Here is a 13,738-nt window from a genome sequence, read left to right as displayed (position 1 = left end):
GCAAAAGGCCGCTTTGCCAAATATAGGCGTTGCGGCCTTTTTCATTATCGATAACACAACTCATTACAGGAAAGACCATGCTCAGCTATCGCCATATTTATCATGCAGGCAACCACGCTGATATTTTAAAACATTTGACGGTCAGTCAAATATGTCGCCATTTCATAAAAAAAGACGCGCCCTTTTTCTATTTGGATACACACGCTGGCATTGGTCAATATTCCCTAAACTCTGAACAAGCGCAAAAGAACAAAGAATTTCACTCAGGTATCGCACGATTGTTAACTGAAGATAACCTTCCAGAGCCATTGGAAGATTTATTAGACATCGTCCGTGATATGAACCCAACGGATAAGTTGGAGTACTACCCTGGCAGCCCGAAAATTGTCGATTACTACGTTCGCCAAAAAGACAAACTACACTTATGTGAGCTACACCCAAATGATTACCCTCTTTTAGCGGCGCTTTTTCCAAATAAGCGTAAAGCCAATGTGGTTAAAGACAATGGCTTCGCTGCAGTTAAAGCCATGTTACCACCACCGCAAAAGCGTGGATTCGTTCTAATGGATCCACCTTATGAGGTAAAGAAAGACTACCAATACGTGGTTCAAGCATTGGAAGACGGTTACAAACGCTTTCCTCAAGGCACTTATGCAATCTGGTATCCTGTACTAAACCGCCAACAGGCAAACGAGCTAATAAAATCAGTCAAAGCCACTAATATTCGAAATGTGCTGTTACTTGAACTTTGTATTCGTAATACAGAGCAAGAGCGTGGTATGGCCGGCAGCGGCATGATCATAGTGAATCCACCTTGGACATTAGAAAAAGAAGCTAAGGAATTTTTACCGGTTTTGAGTGAATTGCTCGCCGAAGATAATGAGGCTGACTTCCAAGTCACTTGGATCACCCCAGAATAACCAAGCTTTATAGGAGCGCGTCATGAACACCCCTTTCGAACTCGCGTTTAAATATATGCCAACGCCTGCTTTTATAATAGAAAGTAGTTCCGGCAAACTATTATCGAGCAATCGCAACTTTGAAATTTTATTTGAAAACTTCAATGCAACACCATCCGACACATGGGAATCCCTTTGTGAAGATGCTGTCTGTGCAGAAGATTGGCAAACACTCCAAAATAAAATTAAAACAGGCAATATTGAACGTTGCGAGAGCGTTATTCGTGTTGGTGACAAGCTCGTCAATATGCAACTTGAAATGCGCCACCTTGGAGAAACAGTGCTTGCTTGTGTTTACAACACCGACCACATGGATCTTTCTGCGGCCGAAAACACACTGCTAAAATTCGCCTTAACCGAATCCTCTGCTGGGTTGTGGATCTGGGAAACAGGGTCAGATTTGGTCTCTTGTTCAAAATCCATTGCTACCTTATTGGGCTATCCTCTGGATCAAACACCACGTTCTACAACTGAATGGCACGCCCTTGTTCACCCAGATGATGTGAAACGATTAGCGACCGTCGTCAATGAGCATGTGGCTCTAAACCAAGATTATTACGAGGTAGAATATCGTATTCTGACTAGTGATCAACGTTACCTATGGGTAAAAGAACGTGGTAGAAGCTACACCAAAGGTCCAGATGGCAGCATCAAGAAAATCATTGGATTCATGGTCGATATCAGCCCCCAGAAAGCATTAGAAGAACATCTGCGCAACCAAGCAACCTTCGATGAACTAACAGGCTTATTAACCCGCGGCGCAGCGCTGACACACTTCAAAAAACAATTGGGGCTGGCAAAGCGTCAATATACGCCGTTAACCATGGCGAAAATCAACCTTGATGCTAATGAACGCCTAAGCAAGCTCCCAATGGAAGCACGTAATATAGCCATTCAAACTTCCGCTCGCTATATCTATAAAAAGATACGCGAGGCCGATGTATTGGCACGGGTAGAGCCTGATAAACTGCTATTGTTGCTACCTAACACCAGTGTAAAAGATGCCAAGACGCTATTAAAACATATCATCACCCCAACAGAAGATGAGCTGTCTGTATTATTGGGAGGCAACTCAGATCCACTGGACTTCTGCGTTGGTATAGCCGCCTTTCCAGAAGATGGTGAAACGATAGAAGAGTTAGCTCTCAGCGCAAATCAAGCGGTTGAAAATGGACAAGCCTCTTGTAAACAAATTGTCGTTAACTAGATAGAGCTATCTAAAATAAAAACGCCGCATTTTTCAATGCGGCGTTTTTATTTTCTCCAAATATGATTACGTCGTATTATTCACCTTGTAGCGTTAATACAATCCGCCTCGCACCGCCATGATCTCGATGCTCACCTAAATAAATGCCTTGCCAAATCCCTAAGCATAACTGCCTATCCCGAATCGGAATCGTCAAAGACGACCCCAACCTGCTTATATACAGTCCCTAGATATGTCGTCGCTGCCTTCATAAATATGCTCATAATAGGGCTGATCTTCTGGCACCATATGAGAAAAATGTTTTTCCATATCTCGGCGAACCGAAGGATCAGCATTTTCGTTTGAAATTTATATGCAACAACCCTATCGAGACCGGCGACATTTTTGACAACGCGGCTTCCACCTGACCGGTGATCAAATGAAAACCTCGGTGCATCGCAGGCAATTGAACTTCAACTTGCTGCCACATAACGAATTACTCTGCGCTGGTTCTTTGGTAAACAGAAAAGCGGTAGTCGTATGGATTCGGTCCTTCAGCAGCAAACGCTTCTTCACCTATCAGAGTAAACGATGGCCAATCTACTTCAGGGAAAAAGGCATCGCCTTTTACTTCTGCATCAACGTGAGTAACATACAAACGATCTGCGCGCTCAAGCGCAAGTTGATAAATTTGCGCACCACCTATTACCATGACTTCTTCTTGGCCATTGACCAAGCAAATATCTTCGCCAAGGGAAATGGCGTCTTCCAATGTCGTCACCACGTCGATTCCTTCTGCTTGATAAGCCGGATCACGACTAATGACAATATTGCGACGACCTGGCAATGGCTTGCCAATCGATTCAAAAGTTTTACGTCCCATGACAATGGGCTTTCCCATGGTCGCTTGTTTGAAATATTTAAGATCATTCGGCAAATGCCAAGGCAAAGAGTTATTAATACCGATGGTTCGGTTCGTAGACATAGCAACAATAAGTGACAACATAAAACAACCTGCGTAAAAATCTTGGCTCTTCTTTGCTCTGACAATCCAAGAGCAAAGGCTTCTGATATAATCAATGGCATTTATTATACCCATGACGAACCAGATTGCATTTCTTAACCTGAACTAGCAAACGTCATCAGGAAAAACAGACAAGGCATTTTTTATGAAACAGTATTTGGATCTTTGCAACCGCATTGTCAACGAAGGTGAATGGGTCAAGAACGAGCGAACAGGCAAACGTTGTCTAACCGTTATAAATGCCGACCTAACCTATGATGTCAGCAAAGGCGAATTCCCTCTGGTTACCACACGCAAAAGTTACTGGAAGTCTGCTATTGCCGAAATCATCGGTTATTTAAGAGGCTACGACAACGCAGCGGACTTTCGGGCGCTGGGCACCAAAACATGGGATGCCAATGCCAACGAAAACGACGTTTGGCTAAATAACCCTTACCGCAAAGGCGAAGATGACATGGGGCTTTGCTACGGCGCCATTGGTCGTAACTTCCCAAAACCAGACGGTGGTCATATCGACCTATTAAAGCAAATTGTTGATGATCTAAGCCGTGGCGTGGATAACCGTGGGGAAATCCTCACATTTTATCACCCAGGCGCGTTTCACATGGCGTGCCTTCGCCCTTGCATGTACAGCCATCACTTTTCATTGCTTGGTGATACACTTTATCTGAACAGCACTCAGCGTAGCTGTGATGTGCCGCTTGGCTTAAACTTCAACATGGTTCAAGTATATGTATTACTTGCCATCGTTGCGCAAATCACTGGCAAAAAACCAGGTAAAGCTTTTCATAAGATAGTGAACGCTCACATCTATGAAGATCAGCTAGAATTAATGCGTGACGTACAACTGAAACGTGAGCCTTACCCTCTGCCAACTCTAAAAATTAACCCAGAAATCAAATCTTTAAAAGACATAGAAACTTGGGTCACTATGGACGACTTCGAAATCGAAGGCTACCAATTCCACGAACCTATCGCTTACCCTTTCTCTGTTTAAGCAGCAAACAAAAAAACCAGCCCTATGGCTGGTTTTAATCTAACACTAAGTCTTTTAGCTATTTTGAAACATTCGTTTTTGGAAATGTATTTAGCTTGAAGCCAGCAATGATTAGGCCCGCACCAATGATAACCATTGGCAAAGAAAGGAGCTGTCCTTGCGTCACCCAGCCAAAAGCAAGGTAGCCAATTTGGATGTCTGGCTCACGGACAAATTCGACTAAAATTCGGAAAATGCCGTAGAAGAGTAGGAACATACCAGAGACACAGTAACGCGGCTTGGTTCTTTGCGAGAAAAACCAGAGAATAGTAAAGAGCGCGACACCTTCCAGTGCAAATTGATACAACTGCGAGGGATGTCGAGCAAGTTGCAACGGATCATTAGGGAAAATCATTGCCCAAGAGACATCTGTTGGCTTACCCCATAGTTCACCGCCAATAAAGTTACCTAATCGTCCAGCACCTAAACCGATAGGAACGAACGGTGCTAGAAAATCGGTTACATCAACAAGGTGCTTGTTGTAGCGGCGCGCAAAGAAGTACATAGCAGCAATAACCCCTAATAATCCACCATGGAAGGACATACCTCCTTCCCAAATGCGCACCAGAATAACTGGATTATCAACAAAAGCAGGAAACTGATAAAACAAAATATAACCAATCCGCCCTCCTAAAATAACGCCAAGTGCACCATAAAATATTGCGTCACTAACCATTTCAGACGTCCAAAGACCGTTAGAACGTTTTGCACGATACATGCCGAAAAAATAGGCTCCGGCAAAGCCAACTAGATACATAATGCCGTACCAATGTACGGAAATTGGCCCTATGGATACAGCAACAGGGTCAATATCTGGGTATGAAATCATAATAGTGAAGCGAACCTCTGGTAGGAGTTAATCTACATTGTTGGTTTTGGAAGGTCGAATCAAACGCTCAATATTGGCTTCGCGCATGAGTCGAGTCATGGTTTGTGTGACTGCTTCGGCATGAGATAGTTTCATCACCTCTTCAAGCATTGCCTGGGCCTGCCCCATAGAAATATTACGGATCACTGCTTTCACTTTAGGAAGGCTAGTTGAACTCATAGATAATACATCGTATCCCATGGCCATTAACAAAATAGCCCCCATAGGATCACCTGCCATTTCACCACACACACTTAAACCTACGCCTTCGTCTCTCACTTGATCAACAATGCTATACAAAGCACGTAACACAGATGGATGAAATGAATTATATAGATCGGCCACACGAGGGTTATTTCGGTCTACTGCCAATAAGTACTGGGTTAAATCATTGCTTCCCACCGACAAAAAATCAACCAATTCAGCTAATTCATTAACCTGATAAACGGCGGCAGGAATTTCTATCATCACGCCAACCTGAGGCATTTTAACGTCGTATCCTTCTTCTTTTACTTCAGCATACGCACGACGGATAAGAGCAAGTGCCTCTTCAACCTCTGCCACATTTGAGATCATTGGCAGCATGATTTTTAGATTATGTAGACCTGCACTGGCTTTAATCATGGCACGAATTTGCGCCATGAATATTTCCAGGTGATCCAAGGTTACCCGAATACCACGCCAACCCAAGAAAGGGTTGGCTTCATTAATTGGAAAATAAGGTAGTGCTTTATCGCCACCAATATCTAAAGTACGAACCGTAACCGGAGCAGGCGCAAATCCTTCTAATTGCTGACGATAAATAACTACCTGTTCAGCCTCAGTTGGAAAACGATCTCGCACCATGAAAGGCACTTCAGTACGGTAAAGGCCGATCCCTTCCGCCCCTCGGTCTAGAGAACGGGCAATATCAGCAGACAAACCAGTATTCACAAACAAAGATAAACGTCGGCCATCTAGGGTTTCACAAGGTAAGTCTTTTAGGGTTTCATATTCTTCTTCGAGCTGACGCTCTTCATCAACAATTTGCTGGTAATTATCAATCAGAGCTTCGGATGGGTAGGTATAAACTTTACCCAAATATCCATCTACGATCAGATCTACTTTATCAAGCTGGGCATAAGGTAAATCCAGCGCCCCCATGACAGTCGGAATACCCATCGCACGAGCCAAAATAGCAACATGCGAGTTACCCGATCCCATCACAGAAACTAAACCTTTAATCTTATCAATGGGGATTTCACCCAACATAGACGCTGTGAGTTCTTCACCAATAATGATAGATGGTTCGTTGAAGCGCTCTGCTAAATTCGGCGCTTTCTCTTGAAGATGCGATAATATCCGACGCCCAAGGTCACGAAGATCCGAAGCTCGCTCTCGTAAATATGGATCATCCATGCGATTAAACTGGTTAATGTGCGCTTGGATAACATGTCGTAGGGCACCTTGCGCCCAGTTACCCTCTTGAATTTTTCGAACCACTTCACCAGCGATTGAGTTGTCATCGAGGATCTTTAAATACACATCGAATAGTGCTTTTTCGTCTGCTGAAAGGTGCTGACTAATACGATTGCTGGCACGTCGGATATCTTGTCGAACCGCATCAAGTGCTTGATAGAAGTCTTGAATATCCTCTTCTGGATCAGTGACTATACGGTCAGGGATAACATCTAAATCAGCGGGGGGAAATACCACCACACCTCGGCCAATGGCTACACCAGAACTACCCGGGATGCCCTTATAGCGAAAGTCAGATCCGCTCGGAATAGCATTAGGACTAAGATTCGTAATCGCGCCAGTCGCTTCTGCATGAGCGATAACTCCAGCGAGTTGAGCGGATAGCGTAATTAGAAAAGCTTCTTCACCTTCATCAAAACGGCGCTTATCTTCATGCTGAACCACCAGCACGCCTAATACTTGGCGGTGATGTATGATAGGAACCCCTAAAAAAGAACGATAACGCTCTTCTCCAGTGCCTTTTAAATAATGGAATGATGGGTGAATATGGGCATCTTCAAGGTTAACAGGCTCTGCTCTTCGACCCACTAGACTTACCAAGCCCTCATCCGCTTTCAAGCTAATATTACCAGCCATATCGGCATTCAAACCACGTGTTGCCATTAAGACATATTCTTTGGAGTTTGAGTCGACTAAATAAATCGAACACACTTCAGCACGCATAGCTCTGCGAACACGTCGAACAATAATGTCGAGTGCAGCAGACAAGGACTGTGCGGCAGTCACCTCTTGGGTAATACGTCTTAATAAACTTAACATAGCTCTCCCATCAATCTATATAACCTCCATCATTAAGACATAGAGTTATTTTTTATCTAAGCTGCGGTGCGCACTTGGAATAAGTTCTTTCAGCGCCCGGCGATATACATCTTTTTTGAATGCCACCACTTGACCAAGCGGGTACCAATAACTCACCCAGCGCCAGCCATCAAATTCTGGTGTTTCTGTTCCGTCCACGCACACTGATGAATCGGTGCAACGAATAGAAAGTAAAAACCATTTCTGTTTTTGCCCGATGCATAAAGGTTTACTATTGTGTCTTAGCATGCGCTTAGGAAGACGATAACGTAACCATCCACGAGTCTTTCCTATTATTTCTACCTGATGGGGATCTAAGCCTACTTCTTCTTTGAGCTCTCGAAATAATGCGTCTTCAGGTGTCTCGTCGGATTTGATGCCTCCTTGAGGAAATTGCCAAGCATTTTGCCCAACACGTCTCGCCCAAAGAAGCTGGCCACGCTCGTTCATCAATATGATGCCCACATTCGGTCTGTATCCGTCTGCATCAATCACGAGCCATCACCTTCTAATATAAGAATAAATTAGATTCATTGTTCCATAATTCCCCCATCTGCACAATTAAGACTACTGTTATTTATTGTCTTGGAGGCTATAATTCACGCACTTTTGAAGAATTGAGGGCAGCTTGTGACACTCGCAATATTTGACTTAGATGGCACATTACTAAATGGTGACAGTGATTATACATGGGGGCAATTTCTCGTTGAAAAAGGCTTGGTCGATACTCAGGCCTACAAAGAGGCTAATGATAAGTTCTTTGTTCAGTATCAATCTGGCACTCTAGATATTCATGAATACCTTGCGTTTAGCCTAGCCCCCCTAACAAAGTTTTCTAAAGAAGAGCTAACTAAATTACACAACACCTTCATGCAGGAAAAAGTTCAGCCGATGATGCAAGAAAAAGCCAACGCTTTGCTAAAACATCACAAAGAGCAAGGCCATTTCTTACTGATGATTACTGCGACCAATCAGTTTGTTACTGGGCCAATTGGCGATGCCTTGGGCATGGATCATATCATTGCGCCAGTGCCAGAGATTATTGATGATCACTACACAGGAAAAATTGTTGGCGTGCCAAGCTTTCAAGCTGGCAAAGTCACTCGCCTAAACGATTGGCTGGCTGAAACTGGTCACACGATGGAAGGTAGCTATTTTTACAGTGATTCTCGTAATGATTTGCCATTACTAGAATTAGTCAGCCACCCTATTGCTGTTGATGCTGATGAGACTCTAACAAAAATTGCGCAAGATCGTGGCTGGCAGCATATTTCGTTAAGAGATTAATTAACAAAATAATAAGAATGCCAAACGAAAAAGTGCTGCCAGATCCAATCCGACAGCGCTTTTTTGCTATTACAGTCTAATAAGCAAACGGAGCTTATAAGCCCATATTGTTATGAATACGATAAAACATTGCTTTAAGGTATTCTGTTTCTTCAATCGCAGGATGCACAGGATGGTCAGGCGCTTGAGTACCACGATAAATCAATTGTGAGAAACGCTCTAATTGACGGCTGTTACTACGGATAATATCGTGTAATCGAGCTGTCTCTAAATGCATTGAACAAGAACCAGAAACTAAGATACCGCCCTTTGCAACCAAACGCATCGCTAGCTGGTTAGCGCGATGATAAGCACCCTCGCCTGCTTTAATGTCTTTACGACGAGCAATAAAAGCCGGTGGATCCATAACCACGACATCGAAACGCTCTTTATCTTCAATCAATGACTGCATCGCTTCAAATGCATCGCCATGCATCAAGGTTGAGCCGCCTTCATATTGATTCAATCTAAGGTTTTCATCCACATGGCTTAAAGCACTTTCAGAGGCGTCGATAAAAGTCACGTCCGTCGCACCTGCAGAAGCGGCTTGAACTCCCCAACCACCAATGTAAGAGAAAACGTCTAGTACACGTTTGCCATCGCAAAAACCTTGCATAGTTTTGCGGTTTTCACGATGGTCATAAAACCAACCTGTTTTTTGTCCGTCCCACACAGGGGCTTGGAACAACACATCATTTTCTTGTAGGAAAACCAATTCTGGCACTGAGCCGAAAGCTTCTTCCACATAAGTTTCCAAGCCTTCTATTTGACGCATCTTGCCATCATTCTTCATCAAAATAGCCGATGGTTTTACCACATCTTGTAAGGCTTCAACGACTTCACCTTTTACTCGTTCCATTCCCGCTGTGGAAATTTGTACAACTAAAATATCGCCAAAGCGGTCAACCACTAGGCCAGATAAACCATCAGAATCGCCGAACACTAGACGGTAATACGGCGCAGCATAGGTCATTTCTCGCAGAGATAGCGCAATTTTAAGGCGGTGAACTAATGTCGACTTATTCAGAAAAGTGTCCGTACTACGACTAATTAAGCGACCACAAATTAATGTATTTGGGTTAATCGTTGCAATACCAAGAGGTTTACCTTGTGCGGTTTCGACAACGACTTGATCACCAGGAGTAAATTGCTTTAATGGCGTATCTGAAGTATTTACTTCATTGCTGTAAATCCATTGATGCCCAGCTCGTAAACGGCGATCAGCTTGACCCTTTAGTCGAATAACACTCAAAATTTTCACCCAGTATAATTAAAAAAACGTTATTATAGTTACTCTAGTTTCAATTGCCACGAATTACGTAATTGTCCCCATACTTGCTACAAAAAAGTGCACCTAAGTCATGTCACAAACATTAAATGAAAATCAGCTAAGACGTATATTACAAGGCATTAGTATTCCACCGCAGCCACAAATCATGGTGGACTTACACATGGAACAAGCCATGCCTGATCCAGACATGGCACGCATATCTGACATTATTTCACAAGATGTCAGTCTATCTGCTGCGGTATTAAAACTGGTTAACTCAGCAGCATTTAGCCTACCTAGAAAAATCGCCTCGGTCCAACAAGCCGTCATGCTTCTGGGAACAAACAGCGTAACCAATATCGTAAATGGCTTAGCAGTAAAAAGTGAATTGTCCGATGACACCATACAATCTCTGCACAGCTTTTGGGATACAGCAACAGATGTAGCCGCGATCTGTTCGAGCTTAGCCAGCCAGTTAAACGTCAAATACCAAGATGAATGTTACGCGCTTGGTCTTTTTCACAATGCAGGCATTCCTCTGATGCTAAAGCGTTTTAAAGGCTACAAAGAAATATTGATAAAAGGCTATCAAGACCCAAATTTCCAATTAACGAACTTTGAAAATCTAGCCTTTAAAACCAATCATTCAGTCGTTGGCTATTACCTTGCAAAATCTTGGGGATTACCCAAAAGCTGCTGTGCAGTTATCGCCAAACATCACAGAATTGACTTTTTATTCTCTCATCGAGTTGCTGGCGACTCTATCAATTTAACCTTTGCATCTATTTTGAAAATGGCTGAGCACATTGCCGCTGCCCACAAACACATAGGCAATGTAGATAAGGATTATGAATGGGAAAAAATCGGCCATTACGTACTCGATCATTTAGAGCTGACCGAATACGATTTTGAAGGACTGATCGAAACCTGCCACGAACAAGGACTGGGGTTAAATTAAGGTCCGTTCGCCTAGCGTGAAAACATGACCAAATGATCTAGGTGTACACTCAAGCCTATTTCTTGACCCACCGAGTGATTGTGATGAGAAGAAGCAAAGCAATAAACGACTTTGCCGGAAGATAATTTAACTCGGTATAGAAAGTGCGAGCCACGAAACCACTTACTCACAATCACACCAACAAACTCACTATCATCATCATGCAAAATATCATCAGGCCGAACTAATAAATCCACCTGCTCATTATCAGCAAAGCCATGATCAAGCTCTCCACGTATATTCCCCAAATCGGAATGCACGCAATTCGAACCACACACAGTCGCCGTTAGAAAATCACCATGGCCTATGAAGCTCGCGACAAAACGTGTTTCAGGGCGATGGTAGATTTGATACGGTGAACCCGTTTGATGCACTTCTCCAGAATCCATAACCGATACTTGATCCGCCATCGCAAATGCTTCCATCTGATCGTGAGTCACCAATAAAGCACTCATTTTCTCATGCTGGAGAATACGGCGAATATCAGGCACCAACTCTTCCCTCAATTTGGCATCTAACCCCGAAAAGGGTTCATCCATAAGTAATAACTTCGGCTTTGGTGCAATCGCTCGAGCCAAGGCAACACGCTGCTGCTGCCCACCAGACAAAGAATGTGGATATCGTGATTGAAAGCCTGCCAATCCAACTAAATCCAGTAGATAAGCAACCCGCTCTTCTATTAAATTTTTCTGCCAAGCAGACAAACCAAAGGCAATATTTTGAGCAATCGTAAGATGTGGAAACAAGGCAATATCTTGGAAAACCATACCAATATAGCGATGCTCTGGATTCACACTGTGTGATGGATTTGAAATTATCTCACCATCAATTCGTATTTCCCCTGTCATCAAAGATTCAAAACCGGCAATAGCTCGTAATAGTGTCGATTTACCGCAACCACTAGGGCCGAGTAAACAGCCTATTTGCCCTTCTGATAGCTGAAACGATACGTCTTTGACGACAGCCTCTTTGTCATATCCGACAGAAACACCACTGAGTGTTAATTCTTTCAACGATGTATAAAGCGGTGATGATGTCATATGAAACCTTATTTTTAATACCCAGTACGCGATGAAATAGAACGGCTTAATAAAATCACTGGTACCAGCCCCACCAGCACAATCATTAACGAAGCAGGTGCAGCATCAACGAGCCGCTCATCAGAAGCCAGTTCAAATGCTCTTACTGCCAACGTATTAAAATTGAACGGCCGAAGCACTAAAGTAGCCGGTAACTCTTTAAGTACATCGACAAAAACGATCAGCATGGCCGTCAACACAGATCCTTTTAACAAGGGCACATGAACCCGAACTAACACCTTAAAAGGAGACATCCCCAAAGAGCGCCCAGCCATGTCCATACTGGGTTTAATCTTGCCAAGACCATTCTGTACAGCTCCCAAAGAAACCGCCATAAAACGAACTGAATAAGCAAACAACAGAGCTACCAATGTACCTGAAAAAAGCAGCCCCACTCTTTCGCCATTGTAATGCTTTACTAAATCAATAATCCTATGGTCTAGCCACGCCAAAGGCACAATAGTACCAATCGCGATAATCGTTCCAGGCAGAGCATAACCAAGTCCAGCTACGCCCACTGACGCTTTAACCGTCTTACCGTTATTTAAGCGAATGGCATAGCTCAAAACTAGGGCTAAACTCACGACAATAAGAGAAGCAATAGCGGCTAAGTAAAAAGAATTCCATGCTAGCTGGATAAAGTTTGAGCCAGGCATCTCAGCTTTAAACATTGCCCAATATGCCAACACGATGACAGGGATAAAAAAACCAACCAAAATAGGCAATGAGCAAAAGAGAGTAGCAAGCAAGCCACGCCCCCCCTTCAAAACCATACGACGGTTACTGGCCTTTTTTAAGCCAGATGCATGATAACGTATACGGTGCCTAGAGCGTCGCTCAAGCAAGATCAACACAGCAACAAACAGCAACAAAACGCCTGCTAATTGGGAAGCCGCCGCAATATCACCAAATCCATAAAAGGTACGCAAAATCCCCGTCGTAAAGGTGTTTACACTGAAATATTGTACCGTCCCGTAATCCGCCAATGTTTCCATTAGCGCCAAGGTCAGACCCGTGACAATCGCTGGGCGAGCTAAGGGAAGAGCCAATTTAAAAAAGACTGCACGACCAGAATAACCAAGTGTTCGACTGACCTCTAAAGTGTTCTCAGACTGCTCTAAAAAAGCCGCTCGGCTCATTAAATAAACATAAGGATAAAGTACCAAGGTCAACATCACCATGGCGCCCCCTAAAGAGCGTATTTCAAAGAACCAATATTCACCATAGCGCCAACCCGTAAACTCACGGATAAACGTTTGCACAGGTCCAGCAAAATCCAGCACACCCGTGTAGGTATAAGCAATAATGTAAGCAGGCATTGCCATTGGCAACAACAATGCCCAGGAGAAGAAAGTACGACCAGGAAAGTTACACATACTCGTCAACCAAGCAAAGGGCACACCGATCAACAGCACACCGATCCCAACGCCTAGCATTAACAATATTGAGTTTGAAATGTATTCAGCTAATACCGTCTGATAAAGATGTTGCCACACTTCACCATCACCGATTAATACATTCACTAAAACGACTAAAATGGGTAACGCCAAAATAGCGGCAATCATCATTGCCACTATTTTCAACCAATTCCATTTAAATTTACTTGCTACACTCAGGGGAGCTAAATCAGCCATTAAATGTCAAAAAACCTTAATAAAACGCTCTTTATTTAGAGCC

14 protein-coding genes are annotated in these 13,738 nt (G+C 43.4%); 5 read left to right on the top strand and 9 right to left on the bottom strand.

Annotated elements, in window-relative coordinates; all coding sequences use genetic code 11:
* The first annotated feature begins 77 nt into the window (after nt 1-77).
* Together DFP77_RS16085 and DFP77_RS16080 are read left to right on the top strand one after the other, a co-directional pair.
* The gene (locus tag DFP77_RS16085; protein ID WP_114413246.1) at nt 78-920 is read left to right on the top strand and encodes a 23S rRNA (adenine(2030)-N(6))-methyltransferase RlmJ; all 843 of its coding nucleotides are present in this window, start codon (nt 78-80) and stop codon (nt 918-920) included.
* 22 nt (nt 921-942) lie between these two features.
* On the top strand, nt 943-2,166 hold the full coding sequence (locus DFP77_RS16080) for a sensor domain-containing diguanylate cyclase (RefSeq protein WP_114413245.1): 1,224 nt from the start codon (nt 943-945) through the stop codon (nt 2,164-2,166).
* Between the two features lie 76 nt (nt 2,167-2,242).
* On the opposite strand, the gene DFP77_RS19985 is transcribed toward DFP77_RS16080, so the two are convergent.
* The 3 genes from DFP77_RS19985 to folA all read right to left on the bottom strand — a co-directional run bounded on the left by DFP77_RS19985 (nt 2,243) and on the right by folA (nt 3,151).
* Nucleotides 2,243-2,362, bottom strand: a complete 120-nt coding sequence (locus tag DFP77_RS19985; RefSeq protein ID WP_309477168.1) for a YjbQ family protein — start codon at nt 2,360-2,362, stop codon at nt 2,243-2,245.
* Nucleotides 2,363-2,379: 17 nt separating this feature from the next.
* On the bottom strand, nt 2,380-2,475 hold the full coding sequence (locus DFP77_RS19980; RefSeq protein ID WP_309477167.1) for a hypothetical protein: 96 nt from the start codon (nt 2,473-2,475) through the stop codon (nt 2,380-2,382).
* 166 nt (nt 2,476-2,641) lie between these two features.
* Nucleotides 2,642-3,151 carry a type 3 dihydrofolate reductase gene (folA, locus tag DFP77_RS16070; RefSeq protein ID WP_114413264.1) on the bottom strand — a complete coding sequence of 170 codons (510 nt, stop codon included), beginning with the start codon at nt 3,149-3,151 and terminating at the stop codon, nt 2,642-2,644.
* A 163-nt stretch (nt 3,152-3,314) separates the two neighbouring features.
* Here folA and DFP77_RS16065 point away from each other — a divergent pair, with 163 nt between their 5' ends.
* Nucleotides 3,315-4,166 (top strand): thymidylate synthase, encoded by an 852-nt coding sequence (locus DFP77_RS16065; protein WP_114413244.1) that lies wholly within the window; start codon nt 3,315-3,317, stop codon nt 4,164-4,166.
* 58 nt (nt 4,167-4,224) lie between these two features.
* Here DFP77_RS16065 and lgt read toward each other — a convergent pair whose 3' ends face one another.
* The 3 genes from lgt to DFP77_RS16050 are packed head-to-tail and all read right to left on the bottom strand — an operon-like array spanning nt 4,225 to nt 7,884.
* A complete protein-coding gene (gene lgt, locus DFP77_RS16060; RefSeq protein ID WP_114413243.1) occupies nt 4,225-5,034 on the bottom strand; it encodes a prolipoprotein diacylglyceryl transferase in 810 nt (269 codons plus the stop codon).
* Between the two features lie 27 nt (nt 5,035-5,061).
* Nucleotides 5,062-7,350: a phosphoenolpyruvate--protein phosphotransferase gene (gene ptsP / locus DFP77_RS16055; protein ID WP_114413242.1), complete on the bottom strand. Its 2,289-nt coding sequence runs from the start codon at nt 7,348-7,350 to the stop codon at nt 5,062-5,064.
* A gap of 45 nt (nt 7,351-7,395) precedes the next feature.
* A complete protein-coding gene (locus DFP77_RS16050; protein ID WP_114413241.1) occupies nt 7,396-7,884 on the bottom strand; it encodes an RNA pyrophosphohydrolase in 489 nt (162 codons plus the stop codon).
* A 135-nt stretch (nt 7,885-8,019) separates the two neighbouring features.
* Between DFP77_RS16050 and DFP77_RS16045 the strand changes: the two genes are divergently transcribed.
* Nucleotides 8,020-8,676: a histidinol-phosphatase gene (locus DFP77_RS16045; RefSeq protein ID WP_114413240.1), complete on the top strand. Its 657-nt coding sequence runs from the start codon at nt 8,020-8,022 to the stop codon at nt 8,674-8,676.
* 94 nt (nt 8,677-8,770) lie between these two features.
* On the opposite strand, the gene DFP77_RS16040 is transcribed toward DFP77_RS16045, so the two are convergent.
* Entirely contained in the window at nt 8,771-9,967 is a 1,197-nt protein-coding gene (locus tag DFP77_RS16040; protein ID WP_114413263.1) for a class I SAM-dependent rRNA methyltransferase, read from the bottom strand.
* A 109-nt stretch (nt 9,968-10,076) separates the two neighbouring features.
* Here DFP77_RS16040 and DFP77_RS16035 point away from each other — a divergent pair, with 109 nt between their 5' ends.
* A complete protein-coding gene (locus DFP77_RS16035; RefSeq protein ID WP_114413239.1) occupies nt 10,077-10,943 on the top strand; it encodes an HDOD domain-containing protein in 867 nt (288 codons plus the stop codon).
* Nucleotides 10,944-10,954: 11 nt separating this feature from the next.
* On the opposite strand, the gene DFP77_RS16030 is transcribed toward DFP77_RS16035, so the two are convergent.
* The gene (locus DFP77_RS16030) at nt 10,955-12,022 is read right to left on the bottom strand and encodes an ABC transporter ATP-binding protein (RefSeq protein ID WP_114413238.1); all 1,068 of its coding nucleotides are present in this window, start codon (nt 12,020-12,022) and stop codon (nt 10,955-10,957) included.
* 14 nt (nt 12,023-12,036) lie between these two features.
* Complete coding sequence (locus DFP77_RS16025) at nt 12,037-13,695, bottom strand: ABC transporter permease (RefSeq protein WP_114413237.1); 1,659 nt, start codon at nt 13,693-13,695, stop codon at nt 12,037-12,039.
* Nucleotides 13,696-13,738 lie beyond the last annotated feature (43 nt).

Source organism: Marinomonas foliarum, assembly GCF_003337275.1.
Lineage (GTDB): Bacteria > Pseudomonadota > Gammaproteobacteria > Pseudomonadales > Marinomonadaceae > Marinomonas > Marinomonas foliarum.
Note: the sequence above shows the minus strand (reverse complement) of the source record. Positions and strands in the feature narration are given on the sequence as shown.

Excerpts from the sequence above, each read along its gene's own strand:
- DFP77_RS16065 (WP_114413244.1), top strand. The coding sequence starts at position 3,315 with ATGAAACAGTATTTGGATCTTTGCAACCGCATTGTCAACGAAGGTGAA.
- DFP77_RS16030 (WP_114413238.1), bottom strand. The coding sequence starts at position 12,022 with ATGACATCATCACCGCTTTATACATCGTTGAAAGAATTAACACTCAGT.
- lgt (WP_114413243.1), bottom strand. The coding sequence starts at position 5,034 with ATGATTTCATACCCAGATATTGACCCTGTTGCTGTATCCATAGGGCCA.
- ptsP (WP_114413242.1), bottom strand. The coding sequence starts at position 7,350 with ATGTTAAGTTTATTAAGACGTATTACCCAAGAGGTGACTGCCGCACAG.
- DFP77_RS16035 (WP_114413239.1), top strand. The coding sequence starts at position 10,077 with ATGTCACAAACATTAAATGAAAATCAGCTAAGACGTATATTACAAGGC.
- DFP77_RS16080 (WP_114413245.1), top strand. The coding sequence starts at position 943 with ATGAACACCCCTTTCGAACTCGCGTTTAAATATATGCCAACGCCTGCT.
- folA (WP_114413264.1), bottom strand. The coding sequence starts at position 3,151 with ATGTTGTCACTTATTGTTGCTATGTCTACGAACCGAACCATCGGTATT.
- DFP77_RS16085 (WP_114413246.1), top strand. The coding sequence starts at position 78 with ATGCTCAGCTATCGCCATATTTATCATGCAGGCAACCACGCTGATATT.
- DFP77_RS19980 (WP_309477167.1), bottom strand. The coding sequence starts at position 2,475 with ATGGAAAAACATTTTTCTCATATGGTGCCAGAAGATCAGCCCTATTAT.
- DFP77_RS16025 (WP_114413237.1), bottom strand. The coding sequence starts at position 13,695 with ATGGCTGATTTAGCTCCCCTGAGTGTAGCAAGTAAATTTAAATGGAAT.